This window comes from Streptomyces sp. JLBG701 (genome assembly GCF_058544905.1).
The window spans coordinates 3,541,465-3,561,098 of record NZ_CM178588.1 but is presented as its reverse complement, the minus strand read 5'-3'; the positions used below and the strand labels follow the sequence as shown (position 1 = coordinate 3,561,098).

Sequence of the window (19,634 nt, the reverse complement as noted above, 5' to 3'; positions counted from 1 at the left end):
GAACCAGGTCGGCGTGATCGAGAACTGCTCAGCCACGGACAACAGGCAAACCCTGTCCATAACGGCTGCTCGCTCGCCGGAGGCGACGCGTAGCGCCCTTGAGGCGGGCCGTGGAAGCACGACACTGACAAAGAAGCGGGCGGCCCCGACGGTCACTTCGTGACGTGGGTGAGGAAGTCGGACCAGGCGGTGGGGGAGAGGGCGAGTTGGTGGCCGGCCTGTTTGTCCTTGGAGTCGCGGACGTGGATGGTGCCGGGGCAGGTGGCTATCTCGACGCAGTCCCCGTCGCCGCCGCTGCTGTAGCTCGACTTGAACCACGACAGTTCGCTGCTGCTCATAAGTCTCCTCGCATGCGCCGCAACAGGCTCACGGAGTCATCAAGAGTGAGAGCCTGTGAACGCATCCTGGCATACCGCCTCTGGAGGACGCTGACCTCCTTCGAGTCGGAGATCAACAGGCCCCCGCGCTGTCCCTCACAGTAGGCGAACCAGTTGTTCTCCGGGGTCTCCAGCAACTGCATGGGACCGTCGAGCCCAGCATGCGTCTCCCGTACCTGCGGCATGACTTGGAGCTCTACGTTCCGCAGCTCGGCGATCTCCAGGACGTGGTCGATGAGTTCCCGCGTCACCTCCAACCCGCCCGTGCGCCGCAGGAACAGCCCCTCCTCCAGGATGAAGCCGAACGCCGTGTTCGGCCGGTCCCGCAGTAGCTGTTGTCGCTCCGCCCGTGCCAACCACTGAGCCTCGATCTGCTCGTCATCCAGTGGGGGCAACTGGTTCGTGAACAGCGCCCGTGCGTACGCCTCCGTCTGCAACAACCCCGGAATCAACCGGCATTCGTACGTGTACAGCGTGATGGCCGTCGTCTCCAGCCCCGCCCACCGCCGAAACCAAGCCGCCAACCCAGGCTGCCGCCCCAAACACTTCGCCGCTTTCCGCAACGCCCCCGTGTTCCCCAACACCGGCTCGGCCCGCTCCACAAGCACCGGATCAGGCATCCTTCGTCCCTGCTCCACCGAAGCAATCGTGTGCTTCGAGAACCGCACCCGCTCCGCGAACTCCTCCCGGCTCAGCCCCGCATGCTCCCGCAGCGCCTGCAGAACCGCCCCGAACGTCCGCAGACTGTCCGACGACTCCGGTTCCCCGCCCGTCCCCACCACGCCATCGACCACTGCGGTCACCTCCCGTGCACATGGTCACGGTTGGTGACGAGTACTGTCCACCCCGTCACTGCGTACGCTGCCGCAGCGTACGCGGCGTCGACCTGGGCAACCGCCCCTCCCGCCCGCCACATTGGGCACATGACCGCACCCTTCGCCCCCCAACCCTCCGTCACCGTACGTGCGTTCGCCCAGCGCCTCAGCTCCACCCCGCGCGGCGCCCGCCTCGCCCGCCACCTCGCCCTCAACCAGCTGCACGCCTGGGGCATCCCGCGCGGGACGGACGTATCCGATGCCGTCGCAGTGATCGTCGCCGAGCTGGCTGCCAATGCCGTGACCCATGCCCGCGTCCCCGGACGGGACTTCGAACTGCGGCTCGCTCTTGTCACCGGCAGCGTGCGCGTTGAAGTGAGTGACACCTGTACGTCTCCGCGTCCGCCGGGACCCAGGGACGTACAACCACCCGCGACGCTCGACGAGTCAGGGCGTGGGCTCGTGCTCGTCGACGCGTTGGCCGATCGGTGGGAGGTCGTCGACCGCGTGCCACCGCCCGGGAAGACCGTGCGGGCCGAAGTGGACCTTCCTGGGTGGTGGTCGGCGCGGCTCAACGCTCACAAGCCGTCGACCGCCAGCGCGTAGAACCGCGTCAGCTGCACCGGGTTGTTGTTGTCGTCCGTGACCAGGTACAGCGGGCGCCGGCCCTTGTGTGGGCCCTCCGTCAGACGGGGGCCGAGGGCCATGCCCTCCGCGTTGTCGAGGAGGGGGTTGCTCTGGGGTTGTCTGGCCTTCGCGCCGAAGGTCGGGCAGTCGCCCATGTCGACCACTTCCCTCTTGGGGATGAAGAGGGCGGGGTCCACGTCCGCCAGCGAGCCGATCCGCCTTAGGTCGGGCAGGTCGGTGAACGAGATCTCGTAGACGAGGACGCTGTTGCCCTGGCGTTCGGCGTAGCCGCGTTCCAGGGCGAGGAAACGGTCGCCGTTCCCCGTCGGAACGAGGTCCGCCAGGCGCAGGCCCGCCTCCGTCTCGTAGGCGAACTCGGCGTCGGGGACGTAGCGGCCGCCCGGTGTTCCCGTGTAGCGGAGGATGCGGATCAGGTATCTGCCCTGGCGGGCGCCGTCGGCGCCGAGGGGTTCCTCCAGGCCGACGTAGAGGTGGCGGGCGTCCGGGGTGAGGGCCAGCGACTCGAAGATCGCGTTCGTCACCGCGCTGCCTGTGGGTGGGGTTCGGTAGCGGTCCGGTATGGGGAGGTCGTAGAGGCGTCGGCCGGTCGAGAGGTCGAAGCGGCTGATCGAGGGGGCGGCCTCGGAGGCCACCAGGACCGTTTTTCCGCCCTTCTCCAGGGCTATGGCCTCCCCGTCGAAGCCCTCGTCGCCTGTGAGTAGCCGTCTCATCGCCGTGATCCGGACGTCCGGCCGGCCGCCCGGCTCGCCCAGGGACAGGCTGTAGAGGAAGGGCGGTGAGTTGTCGGCCAGTGTCAGTGCCGTGGAAGGGCCCGACATCGCCAGCGAGGACAGGCCGATGACGCCCTGCCCCCGGTACGTCGCCTTGTCCAGGGCGTCGGAGAAGCCGATCAGGGAAGCCTGGGGCGAGCAGATGTCGGACGGGGCTCCGGCGCTGTCGGCGGCCAGTGTCAGCGCCGGGACCAGGAGTGCGGCCGCCGCGATCGTCAGGGGGCGTCTCCAGACCGGGGGCGGGGGAGGCGGCGGGGGTGTCGGGCGGGCCAGGTTGCGTACGAAGGGGAGTCTGCCGAGTTGGCCGTTGTCCTGCTGCTGGGGTCTGGGGCGGCCTCTTTCCGACAGGGAGTCGCGGACCCTCTCGTAGATCATGTCCAGGGTGAGGTAGGGCGGTGTCTCCTTGCCGTCCTCGCCCTGTATGCCGTTCTGCAGGACCTTTACCAACTCGCCCGTGAACGCCGTGCACTCCTCGTCGCGCGGAGCCAGCGCCTTGACGTTCTCGGCGGCGGAGGTCAGCAGGTAGCTGTCCTTCACGCCCGCCGCCGTCCGCAGGGAGGTCACCTTGCCCGCCATGTTTCCGAGGGCGCGGCCGCTGTAGCAGCAGTCGAGGACGATGACGAGGCGACGGGCCCGGTTGTGTTCCAGGAGGGCCTCGCGGAGTTCGCTGTACAGGACCGCCGTGTGCGGCCGGTCCTCCCTCGAACCGACCACGGTGAGACGGAGCGAGCCGTTCTTGTCGACGAAGCCGTGCCCGGCGTAGTAGACGATCAGGATGTCCCGGGCCAGCCCGGCCGCCTCGACCACCGGGGTGATCATGTCGTCCGACGCCGTCGGATCCGGGACGGTGACACATCGGTCGGCCGGCAGACCCCAGATCCGGGCGTTGGTCAGCGCCTCGTCGAGGCGGGTGAGGTTGTTCGCCACCGTCGGCAGTTTGGGCATGCGCCGGTACGCGCCGACACCGATGAGTACGGCCGCCGAGTCGCCGGGGTCGCGCAGCCCCCCGTCGTTCACCGGTCGTCGCCCTCCCCGTCCGGCTCCGGTGAGCCCTCCGGGTTCCGCCCGCCGGCCACGTCCCCCAGGGCCCGCCGGAAACGCGCCACATCCTCCGGGGATGCGTCCTGCGGCAGGATCACCCGCGTGTCTCCGTACTCCAGGATCACGGACGACCGGGGGCGCCGGGCCCTGCGCCAGGCGACGACCGCGATGCCCAGCGAGGCCAGCTGGAATCCGGCGTCGAGGACGAGTTGTACGACGTCCAGGGCGTCGCCCATGTCCGCGCCCGGGGCCGTGCCCGTGTCCGCGTCGTGGACTGGATAGGTGGCCAACGAGATGTCGGCGTCGCGATGGAGTTCCCGGTCCCTGAGCAACCAGTCGTAGAGCTGCTTCAGTTCGATGCCGTCCGGATCGTCCGGCAGTCGAAGTCGCACGTCCATGCCCTGCCTACGCCCCCTGCCGAGTCGGGCTGCTGGAGTCCGCGTCGTCGGCGTCAACATCCGTCGAAATCCCGGAGGTTGACCTAGTCACCAGCATACGCACCGCCCGCCCGGCGTGGGGACCGGGCGGGCGGCGAAGGGGCGTTGCGCGGGTCAGCTCTGTTCGACTCCCAACGTCAGCGTTCCGGCATAGCCGGCGGACGTCGAGCTGCCCAGGGCGGTGAGGGTGAGGAGGCCGGACGCGGCGCCTCCGTCGTCGTAGATCGAGTCCTGGGCGAGGGTGGTGCGGGTGACCGTGTTGGCCGCGTACGTCGAGAGTGCGGCGACCTTGGTCGTGATCGCCTCGTCGAAGAAGAGCTGGCCGGTGTGCAGCTCCGTGCCGCCGGTGAAGGAGCCGTCGGAGGTGAGCGTGACGCCGGTGTGCACCTTGATGTGGATGTGCACGCAGCGGCCTCTGTACCAGCCGGGGTAGACCGTGGTGATGGCGGCGACTCCGCTGGAGTTCGTGAGGACTCCGCCGCGCAGGAAGGTGCCGTCGTCCGGTTCGGTGTGGCCGTTGTTGCCGACGAAGCCGGAGTACTCGCCGAGCGCGTCACAGTGCCAGATCTCGACGAGGGCGTTGCTCAGGAGCGCGCAGGTGTCGTCGTCGACGACGGTGAGGGTCAGTTTGAGGGGGATGCCTGTCTTGTCCTCGCGGATGTCGGCGCGGACGTACTGTCCGTCGAGGTAGTAGGGGCCTTCGGTCATCTCCTTCGTGAGGGTGCAGACGGCCGCTGCGGCGACGGGCGCGGTGTCGGTGTCCGTCGCGTTCGTGGCTGTGGGGGCTTCAGTCGCGGCTGCGGCACCGACGGCCAGGGTGGCGGCCGTGGCGCCCGTGGCGATCAGTACGGTGCGGCGCCCGATCGGGGTGGGGGTTGCCTCTGCTGTGCCGTGTGAAGTGTCTGTCATGGACACGGCACCGTAGGAGTGGTTCCTGTCGGGTTGCTGTCAGTTTGGCAAAGTGACGATGTGTCAAGTTTCCTGCCGGTCAAGGTCATCGGGGTGTGCGCATTCGCTCACAGAGAGCGCACAGGCCGCACCTCGCGGGGCCTCAGGCCGGCTTCAGGTTTGCTTCAGGTCCGTCCAGAACCTTGAGCGCATGCATGGACACGATCACGGGCACAAGCCCCGCACCCCCGAAGCCGAGCGCAGCCGTCGCTGGTTCATGAACAAGGCCCTGCTCGCCGGCGGTGTCGCCGCCGTGGCGACGATGACCGGCTGCTCCAACGGCTCCTCCGACACGGCGAGCTCCTCGTCGTCCTCCGCCGCCGCCAGCGGCATGCCTTCCGGCGGGCCCGGCGCAGGTGGTGGCGGCGGCATGGGCCCCGGCGCCACCCAGATCAAGTACGCGGACGTCGTGGGCGTCACCACCGACGGCAACGTCGTCGAGGACCTCTACACCATCCACTCCACCGACGTCTCCACGGACGGGCTGGTCAAGGCCGCGCAGGCGTTCCTGGACGGGCTCTCCGCCACGGAGCGCAAGTCCTGCGTCTTCGACATCGACGCCGACGAATGGACGGCCTGGAGCAACGTCGACGGCTACGACCGCAAGGGCGTCCGCATGGGCGACATGACGGAGAAGAAGCAGAACCTCGGCTACGCGCTCCTCGGCAAGGCCCTCTCCGCCGACGGTCTCACCCAGACCCGCGGCATCATGAAGCTCAACGCGTTCCTGGGCGACTCCAACGGCGGCAACCAGAAGACCCTCACCGAGGGCCACTACTTCTTCACCTTCATGGGCACCCCCTCGACCACGAAGCCGTGGGGCTTCCAGTACGAGGGTCACCACGTCGCCATCAACTACTTCGTCCTGGGTGACCAGGTCGTGATGACGCCGACCTTCATGGGCTCGGAGCCCACGACGGGTACGTACAAGGGCGAGAAGATCACCCTCTTCAAGCCGGAGACCACGGCCGGCCTGGCCATGATCCGCTCCCTCACCTCGGCGCAGCTCAAGAAGGCCGTCTCCTCGCAGTCGAACGGCAACGAGGACATGAAGGCCGGTGCGGGCCAGGACAACCTGAAGCTCGCCTACGAGGGCCTTCAGTGCTCCGCGCTCACCTCCGCGCAGAGGAAGAAGCTGCTCGCCCTGGCCGGGGTCTACATCGGCTACATGAACGAGGGACACGCCGAGGTCAAGCTGGCCGAGGTGGAGAAGCACCTGGACGACACGTACTTCTTCTGGATGGGCGAGACGGAGGACGACTCCGCCTTCTACTACCGGATTCACAGCCCGGTCGTCCTCATCGAGTACGACGCCCAGGCTCCCCTCTTCTACAAGGGGGACTCCACGGCCAGCGCCAGCGCGAGCGCCAGTGCCAGCGCCAGCTCCAACGGCGGAGGCCCCGGCGGCGGCATGGGCATGGGCGGCGGCACGCCGTCCCAGGAGCACATCCACACCATCATCCGCACCCCCAACGGCGGCGACTACGGCATCGACCTGCTGAAGCTGCACCTGGAGAACGACCACTGATCACCTGACGCCTCGCCATTCCCGCCAACAGCGTTCTGTTGGCGGGTACTTGGCGTTCGAGGGTGGGGCTGCGCGGACCATTGACGCGCAAGGGGTTCGATTCTACGTTCCGTCCGAAGCTGCGATCGACGTTCGATATTTCGGACTTACTCGTACGGTCGCACACTCGACCCCAGAAGGAGGACCCGCGTGAGCCGCACCTCCCGTACCTCCCGTATCCCCCGCAGAACCGCACTCCTCGCCCTCCCCGCCGCCGTTCTGCTCGCCCTGATCCCGTCCAGCGCGTCGGCGTACCCCAACCCCGGCACGGTCACGGGCTCCGTCGTCGTCCACGACCCGACGATGATCCGCACCTCGGCCGGCCGCTATCTGCTCTACTCCACCGGCGGCGGTCTCGCCTACAAGACCTCCACCGACCGGACCGCGTTCAGCGCCGGCAGCGACGCCTTCACCACCAAGCCCGGCTGGTGGTCGACGTATGCCACCGAGGCCTGGGCGCCCGACATCTCGTACCACGGCGGCAAGTACCTGATGTACTACGCGGTTTCGACCTTCGGGTCGAACACCTCCGCCATCGGTCTCGCCGGTTCGACGACCGGTCTTCCCGGCTCCTGGAGCGACTACGGGATCGTCTACACCTCCACCTCCTCCAGCGACTACAACGCCATCGACCCGAACCTCTTCGTCGACGACGACGGCAAGTGGTGGCTGTCCTTCGGGAGTTGGTGGACCGGGCTGAAGATGATCCAGATCGATCCGGCGAGTGGTAAGCAGCTCTCGTCCAACACCACTCGGTACTCCATCGCCTCCCGCCCGACCGGGACCAAGGCCGTCGAGGCGCCGTACATCGTCAAACGCAACGGCTACTACTACCTCTTCGCCTCGTACGACACCTGCTGCGCCGGCACCAGTTCGACGTACAAGGTCAAGGTCGGCCGGGCGACGAGCGTCACCGGGCCGTACTACGACAAGAGCGGCGTCGCGATGACGAACAACGGCGGTACGCCGGTGCTGGAGTCGCACGGCCGCTACATCGGGCCCGGCGGGCAGTCGATCATGAACGACTCCGACGGGGACCTGATCGTCTACCACTACTACGACGGCAACGACAGCGGTACGCCCAAGCTCGGCATCAACCTCCTGGACTGGAGCACCGGATGGCCCGTCGCCTACTGACCCTGCTGGCCGCGCTGCTCTGCGTCTTCGCGCTGGGGCAGTCCTCCGCGAGCGCGGCCTCGTTCGCCAACCCGATCAAGACCCAGAAGGGCGCCGACCCCTGGATCTCGTACTACAGCGGCAACTACTACCTGGTGACGACGAGTTGGACCGACGTCATCACCATCCGCAAGTCCACCACCCTCGCCGGCCTCGCCACCGCCCCGAGCGTCCAGGTGTGGCAGGGCGACGCCGCCTCCCGGTGCTGCAACATCTGGGCGCCCGAGCTGCACTATGCCAACGGCCACTGGTATCTGTACTACGTCGCCGGGCAGAACGTCTCCGACTACATCCCGACGCAGCGCACCCATGTGCTGGAGAGCGCGGGTACGGATCCCATGGGGCCGTACACCTACAAGAACCAGCTCAACTCCGCCTGGATGCTTGACCCGACGGTCGCCACCATCAACGGCAGCATGTACTTGTTCGGGAGTGCCAGCGGTGGCACGCAGAACCTCGTCGCCGCCCGGATGTCCAACCCGTACACCCTCGCCACCTCCTTCTCCACCATCTCCACTCCCACCTACTCCTGGGAGACCTCCGGGGGTTCGGTGAACGAGGGGCCCGAAGTGCTCCAGCACAACGGGACGACCCGGATCATCTACTCCGCCAGCGGCTGCTGGACACCCGACTACAAGCTCGGCCAGCTCACCCTGACCGGCTCCGATCCGCTGGCCGCGTCCTCCTGGACGAAGAAGTCCACGGCCGTCTTCCAGCGCAACGACTCGGCGGGGGTGTACGGGCCTGGGCACAACGGGTTCTTCAACTCACCGGACGGCAGCGAGAGTTGGATCGTCTACCACGCCAACGACAGCGCGAGCGACGGCTGTGACAACGGGCGTACGACCCGGGCGCAGAAGTTCACCTGGAACTCGGACGGGTCGCCGAACTTCGGTACGCCCGTCGCGCTCGGCAGCAGTCTCGCCGGGCCCTCCGGTGAGCCGTCGGCCGCCTCGACGACGTACGCCATCACCAATCGCAACAGCGGCAAGTGCCTTGATGTCGCCGGGAGTTCGACCGCCGACGGGGCCAATGTGCAGCAGTACAGCTGTAGCGGCGGCAACAACCAGCGGTGGCGGATCGAGGACCAGGGCGACGACACCAGCAGGCTGGTGAACGTCGCCACCGGGAAGGTCCTCGACACCGCCAACTGCTCCACCGCCGACGGGGCCGACCTGCGGCAGTGGAGCTGGCTGAACAACACCTGCCAGCGGTTCCGGTTCCTGACCACGAGCGACGGCTACGTCAGGATCGTCAACCAGGCCACGGGCAAGGTCGCGGACGTAGCGAATTGTTCGACGGCGGACGTACGTCAGTGGTCATGGCTGGCCAACACCTGCCAACAGTGGAAACTAAACCCGGTCTAGCGCAACCCCCCAGGGGCGCGGGGCTGTGTCGATTTGCGGCTCCGCCGCGTGGGCGCGACCAGCCCCCACGCACCCGCAGCCGCCAATCAGCCGGTCTGCCCCATACCAGCCGCGTTAGGCCAGCTCTGGGCATTGGGCCAGCCGGCCGGCTGGGCAGGGGCGAGATCCGGCATCCCGTTCGTCCCCCGAACCTGCGCCGCGGTGAGCCCTCCACGCGCGGGAACGCCGGTCGGCGTGGGGCCGGTCGGCTGGGCCTGCGCGGCGACAGGCTGGGGGTAGGCCTGCGGGGCCGGCATGGGCATCGGCATCCCGGCCCCGCCGGTCTGCGCCTGCGCCATGGCCGGCATCGGCATCTGCTGGGGCGCCGGGGCGGCCGCCAGCCCCGGGAAGCCACCGACCCCGAGAGCCTGCGCAGCAAGTGGCATGCCCGCCCCTCCGCTGGTCTGGCCGATCAGCCGGTCCACCGCCGCCGTACCCGAGCTGTAGCTGGTCCCTGTACCCAGCTCGGGCACGGCGGCTCCCCTCCTGGTCCCGTAGAGCACCTGTTCCAGGCCGGACACCAGGCGACGCACGTCTACCTGGGGGCGCACCACGAGCCGCAGGAAGCGGCTGGACGAGCCGATCTTGTTACCGCACTCGCGGACCAGGATCCGGTGCTCGGTGAGCATTCGGTCCCGGACCACGGTGCCTTCGGCGCCCACGGGGAGGCGCACGAAGAGGAAGTTGCCCTGCGACGGGTAGACCGTAAGGCCGGGCAGGTTGGCGAGTTGGCTGGCCATGTCCAGTCGGTCGCGGCGGACCTGCTGGAGGCTCTGCATGTACTCCTGGCCGTGCTCCTTGAGCATGAACACCACGTACTCGGCGAAGGAGTTGAGGTTCCACTTGGGCAGCATCGAGCGGACGCGGCCGGCGAGCGAGGGGTTGGCGACCAGGTAGCCGAAGCGGATGCCGTGCAGGCCGAAGTTCTTGCCGAGGCTGCGCAGCACGATCACGTTGGGCCGCAGCATGGCCTCCTGGACGACGCTGGATTCGGCCTCGGCGTCGGCGAACTCCAGGAACGACTCGTCGATGACGACCAGGTCCCGGTCCGCCATGGCGTCCATGAACTGGACGATGGCGTGGCGGTGCAGGTAGCCGCCGTCGGGGTTGTTCGGGTTGCACAGGACGGCGACACGGGTGCCGCGGGCCCGTATGAACTCGGCGTACTGCGCGAGGTCCAGGGCGAATCCGCTGGACTCCTGGAGCGGGAACATGTCGACCCGCTTGCCGGTCTCCATCGGCTGGTCGGTCCAGCGGCCGAAGGTCGGGACGGGGATCGCGAGCGACTCGCGGACCAGGAGGTGGTCGATCCAGGTGATGAGCTCGGTGGAGCCGTTGCCCATCGCCACGGCCTGCGGCGGGAGTTGGAGCAGGTTGCACAGCTCGGCCGTGATGGTGTCCGCGCCGCTGGGGTAGTACGTGATGATGTCGCGCAGCCGGGCCGCCATGGTGTCGAACATGGCCGGCGTGGGGAAGTACGGGTTGCACGGGATGCAGAAGTCGACCGGACCGGCCCCGTCCCCGCCCTCGCGCGTCAGCGCCGCCATCGACGGGCTGTGCGCAGCGGTGCTGCGGAACAACGAGGTGACGTTGTCGGCCATGGAACCTCCGTATGAGGGCGGGCCCGGCGGGGACGACCGGGCCCGTCGTCTTGGGTGGCCCGCGCGGGGGAGCACGGGCCGCCCTTACATACGGATAGCTGTGAGGCGCTGTTCAACCTCTGTGGAAATGGTGGGAACTTGTGAAACCTCTGTGAAACGTGATCACGGTCGGAATCACACCCGATTCATACCCTGGCTCACGCGCTGAACGAGTGAATGGTCGTCGTCCGGTACGTCTCACCGGGCCGGAGCACGGTCGACGGGAACGACGGCTTGTTCGGCGAGTCCGGGAAGTGCTGCGTCTCCAGGCAGAGGGCGTCGCCCTGGCGGTAGGTGTGTCCGCTGGGGCCGACGAGGGTGCCGTCGAGGAAGTTGCCGGAGTAGAACTGCAGGCCGGGCTCGTTGGTGGCCATCTTCAGGGTGCGGCCGGAGGCCGGGTCCCGCAGCGTCGCGACGTGCTCGGGCTTCGCGGTGATCCCCTTGTCGAGAACCCAGTTGTGGTCGAAGCCCTTGGCGGTGACCAGCTGCGGGTGCCCGACGCGGATGTCCCGGCCGATCGGCTTGCCCTTGCTGAAGTCGAAGGGGGTGCCGGCGACCTTCGCGAGCTCACCGGTGGGGATCAGACCCGAGTCGGTGGGCGTGTAGCGGGAGGCGGCGATCTTGAGCTCGTGGTCCTCGATCGTGCCGGTGCCCTCGCCACCGAGGTTCCAGTAGACGTGGCTGGTGAGGTTGACGACGGTGGCCTTGTCGGTGGTGGCTTCGTAGTCGATGCGCCAGTCGCCGTGCCGGGTGAGGGTATACGTCACCTTCACCTTGAGCGTTCCCGGGTAGCCCATCTCCCCGTCGACGCTCGTGTAGTACAGGTAGAGGCCGACGTCGGAGCCCTTGGTGAACGGCTCGATGTCCCACACGCGCTTGTCGAAGCCCGCGGTGCCGCCGTGCAGGCTGTTGACGCCGTCGTTGACAGAGAGCTGGTAGCTCTTGCCGTCGAGGGTGAACTGGCCCTTGCCGATGCGGTTGCCGTAACGCCCGATCAGCGCGCCGAAGTACGGGGTCTTGGCGACGTAGTCCTCGATGTTGTCGAACCCGAGGGACACGTTCGCGTACTTGCCGTGCCGGTCGGGGATCTCCAGGGACTGGACTATGCCGCCCCAGGTGAGGACCTTGAGCTTGGTCCCGCCGTTCTGCAGGGCCCAGCTGTAGATCTTGGTGCCGTCGGCGAGCTTGCCGAAGAGGGACTTCACGGGCGTCCTGCTGCCCGTGGCGTGAGCGGTGCCTCCGAGGGTGGTCGCGGCGATACCCGCGGCCGCGGCCCCTGCGATGACGGTGCGTCTGTTCAGTTCCATGTAGCGGCTCCCGAGAAGTGGGTTGGTAGACGCCCGCTGGGCCCGCGCCCCCAAAGGGGCGCGGGGAACTGCGCGACCAGCCACGCACGGCCCGCAGCTTCAGAACGGCCTTCCCAGCGGAGCGTCTTCGCTGAATTACGAACCGGACTTGCGCTTGTTCCACACGTCGAAGCCGACCGCGGCCAGCAGGGCGAAGCCCTTGATGACCTGCTGCCAGTCGGAGCCGACGCTGAGGAGGTTCATGCCGTTGTTCAGCACACCGAGGACGAGACCGCCGATGATCGCGCCGAGGACGGTGCCGACACCGCCGCTCATGGACGCGCCACCGATGAACGCCGAGGCGATCGCCTCGAGTTCGTAGTTCAGGCCCGCCTTCGGTGAGGCCGCGTTCAGACGGGCGGCGATCGCCAGACCCGCCAGGGCCGCGAGCACGCCCATGTTCAGGAAGACCAGGAAGCTGACCTTCTTGTCCTTCACACCGGACAGCTTGGCCGCCGGCAGGTTGCCGCCGATCGCGTAGATGTGCCGGCCGAACACCGCGTTGCGCATGACGTAGCCGTAGCCGACCACCAGCGCGCCCAGGATCAGCAGGATGATCGGCGCGCCCTTGTAGCTGGCGAGCAGCATCGTGACGACGAGGACCGCGGCGACGATGGCGACGAGCTTGAGCAGGAAGATGTTCCGCGGCGCCACGTCAAGCGCGAACTCCTGTTGACGCTTCCTGTCCCGGACCTCCTGCAGCACCACGAAGACGATCAGTACGAGGCCCAACAGCAGCGTGATGTTGTGGTAGTTGGTCTCCGGGCCGGTCTCCGGCAGGAAGCCGTTGCCCATCTTCTGCAGCCCGTCCGGGAACGGGCCGAGGGTCTGGCCCTCCAGCAGGATCTCCGTGAAACCACGGAAGATCAGCATCCCGGCGAGGGTGACGATGAACGACGGTATCCCCAGATACGCGATGAAGAAGCCCTGCGCGGCACCCGCCGCCCCGCCGGCCACCAGGCACAGCACCACGGCGACCGGCCACGCCACGTCGTGCTGCACGGTCAGCACGGCCGCGAACGCGCCCACGAACGCCGTCAGCGAGCCGACCGAGAGGTCGATGTGGCCCGCGATGATGACCATCATCATGCCGATGGCGAGGATCAGGACGTAGCTGTTCTGCAGGACCAGGTTGGAGACGTTGCGCGGCTGGAGCAGGACGCCGTCGGTCCACACCGCGAACAGGGCGACGATCAGACCCAGCGCGATCAGCATTCCGTACTGGCGCATGTTGCGCCGCAGGCCGTCCAGCATCAGCTGTAGCAGGCCGCCTCCCGCGGCCGCACCCCCGCTCTTCCCGGGCGGCGCCGGGGCCGGGGACTTGGCGGTCACATCCGTGCTCATCGCGTTACCTCTTTGTCCTTCGTCATCTGGCGCATCAGCACTTCCTGCGAGGCCTCGGCCCGCGAGACCTCACCGGTGAGCCGCCCGGCGGCCATGGTGTAGATGCGGTCGCACATGCCGAGCAGTTCGGGCAGCTCGGAGGAGATGAAGACGACCGCCTTGCCCTCGGCGGCCAGCTGGTCGATGACCGTGTAGATCTCGTACTTGGCGCCCACGTCGATGCCGCGCGTCGGCTCGTCCAGGATCAGCACCTCGGGACCCGCGAAGATCCACTTGCTGAGGACGACCTTCTGCTGGTTGCCGCCGGACAACTTGCCCACCGGCTCGAAGACGGTCGGCGCCTTGATGTTCATGGACTTGCGGAAGCGCTCGGCGACCTGCCGTTCCTCGTGCTCGTCGACCACACCGCGCTTGGTGACCTTGTCGAGCGCGGTCAGCGAGATGTTGCGGTTGATGGTGTCGATGAGGTTGAGGCCGTAGTGCTTGCGGTCCTCGGTGACATACGCGATGCCGTGCTTGACCGCCTCGGCGACGGTCTTCGTACGGATCTCCCTGCCGTCCTTGTGAACAGTGCCGCCCGCGTGCCGGCCGTAGGTACGCCCGAAGACGCTCATCGCGAGCTCGGTACGCCCCGCGCCCATCAGGCCCGCGATGCCGACGATCTCCCCGCGCTTGACGTTGATCGACACGTCGTCGACCACCTTGCGCTGCTGGTCGATCGGGTGGTGCACGGTCCAGTTGCGGATCTCCAGTGCCGGAGCCGCGTCCAACTCCCCTTCGTACGCGGTGCGTTCGGGGAAGCGGTGGTCGAGGTCGCGGCCGACCATGCCGGAGATGATCCGGTCCTCGGTGGTCTCCTTGGCCTTCACGTCGAGCGTCTCGATGGTCTGCCCGTCGCGCAGGATCGTCACCGAGTCGGCGACCTTGCGGATCTCGTTGAGCTTGTGGGAGATGATGATCGCGGTGATGCCCTGCTTCTTCAACTCCAGGATGAGATCGAGGAGTTTGCCGCTGTCCTCGTCGTTCAGAGCCGCGGTCGGCTCGTCGAGGATGAGCAGCTTCACCTTCTTGGAGAGCGCCTTGGCGATCTCCACGAGCTGCTGCTTGCCCACACCGATGTCGGCGACACGGGTCTCCGGGTGGTCGCTGAGACCGACCCGGCGCAGCAGCTCACTGGCGTGCCGCAGGGTCTCGCGCCAGTCGATGAGCCCGCCCTTGGCGTGCTCGTTGCCGAGGAAGATGTTCTCCGCGAGGGAGAGGTACGGCACCAGCGCCAGCTCCTGGTGGATGATGACGATGCCGTGCCGCTCGCTCGCGCGGATGTCCCTGAACTCGCAGGCCTCTCCCTCGAAGAGGATGTCGCCCTCGTACGTGCCGTGCGGATGGACGCCGGAGAGCACCTTCATCAAGGTGGACTTTCCGGCGCCGTTCTCACCGCAGATGGCGTGGACCTCGCCCTGCCGGACGGTCAGTGTGACGTCCGAGAGCGCTTTGACACCGGGAAAGGTCTTGACGATCGAGCGCATTTCCAGGACGGGTCCCGCCATGGTCGTGCCTTCCAATCTGTGTCTGTTGCGGGCGCCGACGGATTACTTGAGGTCAGCCGCGGTGTAGTAGCCACCGTCGATCAGGACCTGCTCGTAGTTGGTCTTGTCGACGCTCACCGGCTCCAGCAGGTAGGCCGGGATGACCTTCGAGCCGTTGTCGTACGTCTTGTCGTCGTTGATCTCCGGCTTCTTGCCGTTGAGGGCCGCGTCCACCATGTTCCCGGCGACCTTGGCCAGTTCACGGGTGTCCTTGTAGACGGTCTGCGTCTGACCGCCCGCGATGATCGACTTCACCGAGGCCAGCTCGGCGTCCTGGCCGGTGAGGACCGGCAGCGGCTTGCTGCTGGTGCCGTAGCCGTCGGACTTCAGCGCGGACAGGATGCCGATCGAGATGCCGTCGTACGGCGAGAGCACCGCGTCGACCCGGCCGCTCGTGTAGGAGCCGGTCAGGATGTCGTCCATGCGCCGCTGGGCGGTGGCGCCGTCCCAGCGCAGGGTGGTGACCTGGGTGAGCTCGGTCTGGCCGGACTTGACGACGAGCTTCTTGCTGTCGATGTACGGCTGCAGGACGCTCATCGCGCCGTTGAAGAAGTACTTGGTGTTGTTGTCGTCGTTGGAGCCGGCGAACAGCTCGATGTTGAAGGGGCCCTTGCCGTCCTCCAGGCCCAGCTTCTCGACGATGTAGTTGGCCTGGAGCTCGCCGACCTTGGTGTTGTCGAAGGACGCGTAGTAGTCGACGTTCTCGGTGCCGAGGATCAGCCGGTCGTAGGCGATGACCGGGATGTTGGCGTCGGCGGCCTGCTGGAGCACGCCGTTCAGCGACTTGTTGTCGATCGCCGCGACGATCAGCGCCTTGACGTTCTGGGTGATCAGGTTCTCGATCTGCGAGACCTGGTTCTCGGGGTCGTCCTCGCCGAAGACCAGCTTGGTCTTGTAGCCCTTGGCCTCCAGGTCCTTGACGACGTTGTTGCCGTCGGCGATCCAGCGCTCGGACGACTTGGTCGGCATCGCGATGCCGATGGTGCCGCCCTTGGCGCTGCCCGTGGTCTCCTCCTCACTGCCACCCTCGCTGCTCTGCCCGCAGGCGGACAGAGTGAGGGCGAGGGAGGCGGCTGAGGCTATGAGGGCGAGGGCGCTTCTACGAGTACGCATGATGGTCGTCCCTGTTCTTCTCTTCGTTGAGATGTTGACGAGGTCGGTTGAAGCGTTGGTCAGCCAGTGGCAGCTTCGGAGGGGAACCGGTTCAAAGAACCCGGCAACCGGGAACCGAGCGGCGCCATGTCGCCGTCCGCACCGTGCCGGGCGAGCAGGTCGAGAGCGAGACGGCCGCGCCGCACCCGCTCCCGGGCGGTGTCCAGGGTCAGGTCCCGCATGTGGGTGCCCCACGGGTAGATGCCGGGAGCCTTGGACAGACCGAACTTCAGGTAGAGCGGTGCGCCGCGCCGGATGAGCTCGGCGACCTCGTACATCCGGACGTACCCGCCTAGGTCGTCGGGGGCCTCGATGTACATGTCCATGGGGGCGGCGGACAGCCGCCGGATCTCGGTGAGGTGATCGAGAGTCAGATCGCTTGGCACGTTGAGCGAGTCGGCGCCAAGGCGCTCGTACACGGCGTACGAGGCCGGGTTGACGGGCCCGATCAGTGCCGAGACCTTCAGCGTCGTGTCGGCCGGGATGATGCCGGCCACACGCGCCCGGTGCAGCGTCCACAGCACGCCCTCGTCGGCGACGAGCAGGCACTTGACGCCCAACTCCGTTGCCCGGACCGCGTCTTCGACACAGCCGGCGACGGCGTCATGACCGCGGGCGCGCAGTCCGCCGCCCCGCGAGTCGCTGCGGGTCGAGCCGCCGATGTCCCACGTGCCTCGCGGGCCGGTGAACAGGCAGAGCTCGATGTTGTTCTCGTCGGTGGCCTGGACCATCTCGGTGATCTCGGCGTCGGTCAGCATCCACACGCCGCTGCCCTGGCTGATCCGGTGGATCGGCACGTCGAGCCGCGAGGACTCCTTGAGGATCACGGCCAGCGCCTCGGGACCCTCGCACGAGGGGATCTCGGTGCGCCAGCGACCGCCGCCCGGGAAGGTGTGCGGCGAGGCGTCGGCGGGGGAGAGGTCGGGCGCGCCCAGGCCGAGCGCGGCGAGCGCCTGCTCACCGGGTCGACGGGCTGCCGTGGCGGTAGCGTCGTTCACAAGCTGTCCTTCGCGTTCGATATTTCGGACAAGGTTCGCGGCTCGGGGTGGAGAAGGCTGGAGTGGTACGCCGGTACGGGGCTCGTCAGGTAACCCCGCACCGGCGTACGCCTTAGGGGGTCACGGCCGCAGAAGCACCTTGCCGACCTTCGGATCACCGGACCCCACCAGCTCGATCGCCTGCGCGAACTCGGCGAGCGGCAGCTCATGGGTCACCAGCGGAAGCGGATCGAGCAACCCGGCCCCGAACACGCGCACCGTGTGCGCCCAGGCCTCCGGCGGTGCCCCGAAGACGGTGTGCACCTCCAGCTGCCGTACGACGAGCTCGGTGGGGTCCAGACCCTCGGCGCCCGGCGCCGGGATGCCCGTAAGGACCAGGCGTCCGCCGCGCCTGAGCAGGGAGGCGGCGGTGCGGGCCGCATCCGCGGAGCCGGCGGTTTCGATGACCAGGTCGAAGTCGTCCGGGAGGGGCTGGTTCTTGGTGCGGAAGTCCGTGGCGCCGAACTGTTTCGAGAGGGCCGCGCGGTCCGGGCGTGACCCCACGACGAGGAGTTCGGAGGGGGAGTTCGCCTTGAGGAACTGGATCGCGAACATGCCGAGGGTTCCGGTGCCGACGACGGCTGCTTTCTCGCCCGGCCGTGCGTTCGCCTTCAGGGCGGCAGCGGCGATGCAGGCCGCGGGCTCCAAGAGGGCGGCGGCGGTGAGGTCCGCATTGTCCGGCAGGACATGCAGCAGCCGGGCCGGGAGCGTGAGCGTGGTCGCCATCGCGCCCGGCTGGGTGAAGCCGGTCTCCTCGTAGCCCGCCGTGCACAGCGTCGCCTCGCCCGCGTGGCAGCGGTCGCAGACCTGGCAGTTGCGGAAACCCTCACCGACGACCTTGCGGCCGACCAGGCTCGCGGGCACCCCGGCGCCGACCGCGCGGACCGTGCCGGACCACTCGTGGCCCGGCGTCAGCGGGTAACGGACGTACCCCTCGGGCCGGTTGCCCTGGTAGACCTCGCGGTCGCTGCCGCAGATGCCGACCGCGTGGACGGCGACGAGGGCCTGGCCGGGGCCGGGCTCGGCGGGCTCGTGGGCGATGAGGCTGTGCTCGCCCGGCGCGTTGACGACGACCGCGGTGCTCACTGGGATCCCTTCGGCTTGCGCTGCTCCCAGCCCTCGGCCCACAGGTCGAACCGGGCCTGCTGCTGCGGGAATTCGGCCGCCGCGTCGACGTCCAGCTCGACGCCGAGACCGGGCGCTTCCGAGAGGTGGAAGTAGCCGTCGACCACCTGCGGGGCGCCCTTGACGACCTTCTTGATGTCGGCGTCCGCGAAGTCGTTGAAGTGTTCCAGGATCTTGAAGTTCGGGGAGGAGAAGCCGACTTGGAGAGAGGCGGCGGTGAGGACCGGCCCGCCGACGTTGTGCGGCGCGACGAGCACGTAGTGCGCCTCGGCGGTCGCGGCCAGCTTCCGGGTCTCCCAGATACCGCCGATGTGGCCGACGTCGGGCTGGATGATGTCGACAGCCTGGCTCTCGAAGAGCTCCCGGAACTCGATGCGATCGTGAATACGCTCACCGGTGGCGACCGGGATGTCGACCTTGGCGGCGACCTTCTCCAGGGCTTTGAGGTTCTCCGGCGGGACCGGCTCCTCCAGCCAGGCCGGCTTGAAGGGCGCGAGTTCACGGGCGAGCCGGACGGCGGTGGAGGGGGAGAAGCGGCCGTGCATCTCCAGCATCAGCTCGGCGTCGGGGCCGATCGCGTCCCGCACGGCCTCGATCAGGGAGACGGAGTAGAGGGTCTCGTCGTGGTCGAGCTCGAAGTGGCCCGTACCGAAGGGATCGATCTTCAGCGCCTTGTAGCCGCGCTCGACGACCGCCTGGGCGGCCTTGTGATAGGCCTCCGGGGTCCGCTCCGTGGTGTACCAGCCGTTGGCGTACGCCTTGACCTTGTCGGTCACCTTGCCGCCAAGGAGCTGCCACACGGGGACGCCGAGCGCCTTGCCCTTGATGTCCCAGCAGGCCATCTCGACGACCGCGATACCGGACATCACGATCTCGCCGGCCCGGCCGTAGTCGCCGTACTTCATCCGGCGCACGAGGTCTTCCGCCGCGAAGGGGTCGGAGCCGAGAATGTGGTTGGCCTCAGCTTCGCGCAGATAGCCGATCAGCGCGTCGGTGTGGCCCAGCATCCGGGTCTCGCCGACTCCTGTGATCCCCTCGTCGGTGTGCACCTGGACGTAGGTCAGGTTGCGCCAAGGCGTCCCGACCACGTGTGTGCTGATTCCGGTGATGCGCACGGCAGTTGCCCCTCAGTGAACGTCGGCTCTGTTCGAAATTTCGTCACACGTTCGAAATGCTGGCGTGACAGTAAGGACGGGGTGGCGGGGGTGTCAATGGGTCG

The 19,634-nt window shown here is 67.8% G+C and carries 17 protein-coding genes; 4 read left to right on the top strand and 13 right to left on the bottom strand.

Translation table 11 applies throughout. The features are described from left to right. Positions 1–152 precede the first annotated feature (152 nt). Positions 153–338, bottom strand: a complete 186-nt coding sequence (locus AC5DRG_RS16265) for a DUF397 domain-containing protein (protein ID WP_491811217.1) — start codon at positions 336–338, stop codon at positions 153–155. After that, on the bottom strand, positions 335–1,171 hold the full coding sequence (locus AC5DRG_RS16260) for a helix-turn-helix domain-containing protein (RefSeq protein ID WP_491813058.1): 837 nt from the start codon (positions 1,169–1,171) through the stop codon (positions 335–337). The genes AC5DRG_RS16265 and AC5DRG_RS16260 overlap by 4 nt, the downstream gene beginning before the upstream one ends. 129 nt (positions 1,172–1,300) lie before the next feature. Between AC5DRG_RS16260 and AC5DRG_RS16255 the strand changes: the two genes are divergently transcribed. Further along, positions 1,301–1,798 (top strand): ATP-binding protein, encoded by a 498-nt coding sequence (locus tag AC5DRG_RS16255; RefSeq protein ID WP_491811216.1) that lies wholly within the window; start codon positions 1,301–1,303, stop codon positions 1,796–1,798. Here AC5DRG_RS16255 and AC5DRG_RS16250 read toward each other — a convergent pair. The 3 genes from AC5DRG_RS16250 to AC5DRG_RS16240 all read right to left on the bottom strand — a co-directional run bounded on the left by AC5DRG_RS16250 (position 1,771) and on the right by AC5DRG_RS16240 (position 4,997). Beyond that, entirely contained in the window at positions 1,771–3,627 is a 1,857-nt protein-coding gene (locus tag AC5DRG_RS16250; RefSeq protein WP_491811215.1) for a caspase, EACC1-associated type, read from the bottom strand. The genes AC5DRG_RS16255 and AC5DRG_RS16250 overlap by 28 nt on opposite strands. Next, positions 3,624–4,049 (bottom strand): effector-associated constant component EACC1, encoded by a 426-nt coding sequence (locus AC5DRG_RS16245; RefSeq protein WP_491811214.1) that lies wholly within the window; start codon positions 4,047–4,049, stop codon positions 3,624–3,626. The genes AC5DRG_RS16250 and AC5DRG_RS16245 overlap by 4 nt, the downstream gene beginning before the upstream one ends. 153 nt (positions 4,050–4,202) lie before the next feature. Next, complete coding sequence (locus AC5DRG_RS16240) at positions 4,203–4,997, bottom strand: intradiol ring-cleavage dioxygenase (RefSeq protein ID WP_491811213.1); 795 nt, start codon at positions 4,995–4,997, stop codon at positions 4,203–4,205. A gap of 190 nt (positions 4,998–5,187) precedes the next feature. Here AC5DRG_RS16240 and AC5DRG_RS16235 point away from each other — a divergent pair, with 190 nt between their 5' ends. From AC5DRG_RS16235 to AC5DRG_RS16225, 3 genes are all read left to right on the top strand, one after another. Next, the gene (locus tag AC5DRG_RS16235) at positions 5,188–6,564 is read left to right on the top strand and encodes a DUF3500 domain-containing protein (RefSeq protein WP_491811212.1); all 1,377 of its coding nucleotides are present in this window, start codon (positions 5,188–5,190) and stop codon (positions 6,562–6,564) included. Between the two features lie 189 nt (positions 6,565–6,753). Then, complete coding sequence (locus AC5DRG_RS16230) at positions 6,754–7,740, top strand: arabinan endo-1,5-alpha-L-arabinosidase (protein ID WP_491811211.1); 987 nt, start codon at positions 6,754–6,756, stop codon at positions 7,738–7,740. Beyond that, positions 7,722–9,146, top strand: a complete 1,425-nt coding sequence (locus AC5DRG_RS16225; RefSeq protein WP_491811210.1) for a family 43 glycosylhydrolase — start codon at positions 7,722–7,724, stop codon at positions 9,144–9,146. Before AC5DRG_RS16230 ends, AC5DRG_RS16225 begins: the two co-directional genes overlap by 19 nt. Positions 9,147–9,232: 86 nt before the next feature. On the opposite strand, the gene AC5DRG_RS16220 is transcribed toward AC5DRG_RS16225, so the two are convergent. From AC5DRG_RS16220 to AC5DRG_RS16185, 8 genes are all read right to left on the bottom strand, one after another. Next, positions 9,233–10,786: a pyridoxal phosphate-dependent aminotransferase gene (locus tag AC5DRG_RS16220; RefSeq protein ID WP_491811209.1), complete on the bottom strand. Its 1,554-nt coding sequence runs from the start codon at positions 10,784–10,786 to the stop codon at positions 9,233–9,235. Positions 10,787–10,983: 197 nt separating this feature from the next. Then, positions 10,984–12,132 carry an aldose epimerase family protein gene (locus tag AC5DRG_RS16215; RefSeq protein WP_491811208.1) on the bottom strand — a complete coding sequence of 383 codons (1,149 nt, stop codon included), beginning with the start codon at positions 12,130–12,132 and terminating at the stop codon, positions 10,984–10,986. Positions 12,133–12,267: 135 nt separating this feature from the next. Further along, positions 12,268–13,515, bottom strand: coding sequence for a multiple monosaccharide ABC transporter permease (gene mmsB / locus AC5DRG_RS16210; RefSeq protein WP_491811207.1), 1,248 nt, complete (start codon positions 13,513–13,515; stop codon positions 12,268–12,270). Further along, a complete protein-coding gene (gene mmsA, locus AC5DRG_RS16205; RefSeq protein ID WP_491811206.1) occupies positions 13,512–15,062 on the bottom strand; it encodes a multiple monosaccharide ABC transporter ATP-binding protein in 1,551 nt (516 codons plus the stop codon). Before mmsA ends, mmsB begins: the two co-directional genes overlap by 4 nt. Before the next feature lie 42 nt (positions 15,063–15,104). After that, entirely contained in the window at positions 15,105–16,214 is a 1,110-nt protein-coding gene (chvE, locus tag AC5DRG_RS16200) for a multiple monosaccharide ABC transporter substrate-binding protein (RefSeq protein ID WP_491811205.1), read from the bottom strand. 59 nt (positions 16,215–16,273) lie between these two features. Next, positions 16,274–17,251 (bottom strand): hypothetical protein, encoded by a 978-nt coding sequence (locus AC5DRG_RS16195; RefSeq protein ID WP_491811204.1) that lies wholly within the window; start codon positions 17,249–17,251, stop codon positions 16,274–16,276. A gap of 120 nt (positions 17,252–17,371) precedes the next feature. Further along, positions 17,372–18,376: a zinc-dependent alcohol dehydrogenase gene (locus tag AC5DRG_RS16190; RefSeq protein WP_491811203.1), complete on the bottom strand. Its 1,005-nt coding sequence runs from the start codon at positions 18,374–18,376 to the stop codon at positions 17,372–17,374. Then, positions 18,373–19,530, bottom strand: coding sequence for a mandelate racemase/muconate lactonizing enzyme family protein (locus AC5DRG_RS16185; RefSeq protein WP_491811202.1), 1,158 nt, complete (start codon positions 19,528–19,530; stop codon positions 18,373–18,375). Before AC5DRG_RS16185 ends, AC5DRG_RS16190 begins: the two co-directional genes overlap by 4 nt. Between the last annotated feature and the right edge of the window lie 104 nt (positions 19,531–19,634).

What these genes read in the sequence shown, in the direction of transcription:
- AC5DRG_RS16220 (WP_491811209.1), bottom strand. Translation starts at nt 10,786, where the DNA reads ATGGCCGACAACGTCACCTCGTTGTTCCGCAGCACCGCTGCGCACAGC.
- AC5DRG_RS16245 (WP_491811214.1), bottom strand. Translation starts at nt 4,049, where the DNA reads ATGGACGTGCGACTTCGACTGCCGGACGATCCGGACGGCATCGAACTG.
- AC5DRG_RS16215 (WP_491811208.1), bottom strand. Translation starts at nt 12,132, where the DNA reads ATGGAACTGAACAGACGCACCGTCATCGCAGGGGCCGCGGCCGCGGGT.
- AC5DRG_RS16240 (WP_491811213.1), bottom strand. Translation starts at nt 4,997, where the DNA reads ATGACAGACACTTCACACGGCACAGCAGAGGCAACCCCCACCCCGATC.
- AC5DRG_RS16235 (WP_491811212.1), top strand. Translation starts at nt 5,188, where the DNA reads ATGCATGGACACGATCACGGGCACAAGCCCCGCACCCCCGAAGCCGAG.
- AC5DRG_RS16265 (WP_491811217.1), bottom strand. Translation starts at nt 338, where the DNA reads ATGAGCAGCAGCGAACTGTCGTGGTTCAAGTCGAGCTACAGCAGCGGC.
- chvE (WP_491811205.1), bottom strand. Translation starts at nt 16,214, where the DNA reads ATGCGTACTCGTAGAAGCGCCCTCGCCCTCATAGCCTCAGCCGCCTCC.
- AC5DRG_RS16255 (WP_491811216.1), top strand. Translation starts at nt 1,301, where the DNA reads ATGACCGCACCCTTCGCCCCCCAACCCTCCGTCACCGTACGTGCGTTC.
- mmsA (WP_491811206.1), bottom strand. Translation starts at nt 15,062, where the DNA reads ATGGCGGGACCCGTCCTGGAAATGCGCTCGATCGTCAAGACCTTTCCC.
- mmsB (WP_491811207.1), bottom strand. Translation starts at nt 13,515, where the DNA reads ATGAGCACGGATGTGACCGCCAAGTCCCCGGCCCCGGCGCCGCCCGGG.
- AC5DRG_RS16225 (WP_491811210.1), top strand. Translation starts at nt 7,722, where the DNA reads ATGGCCCGTCGCCTACTGACCCTGCTGGCCGCGCTGCTCTGCGTCTTC.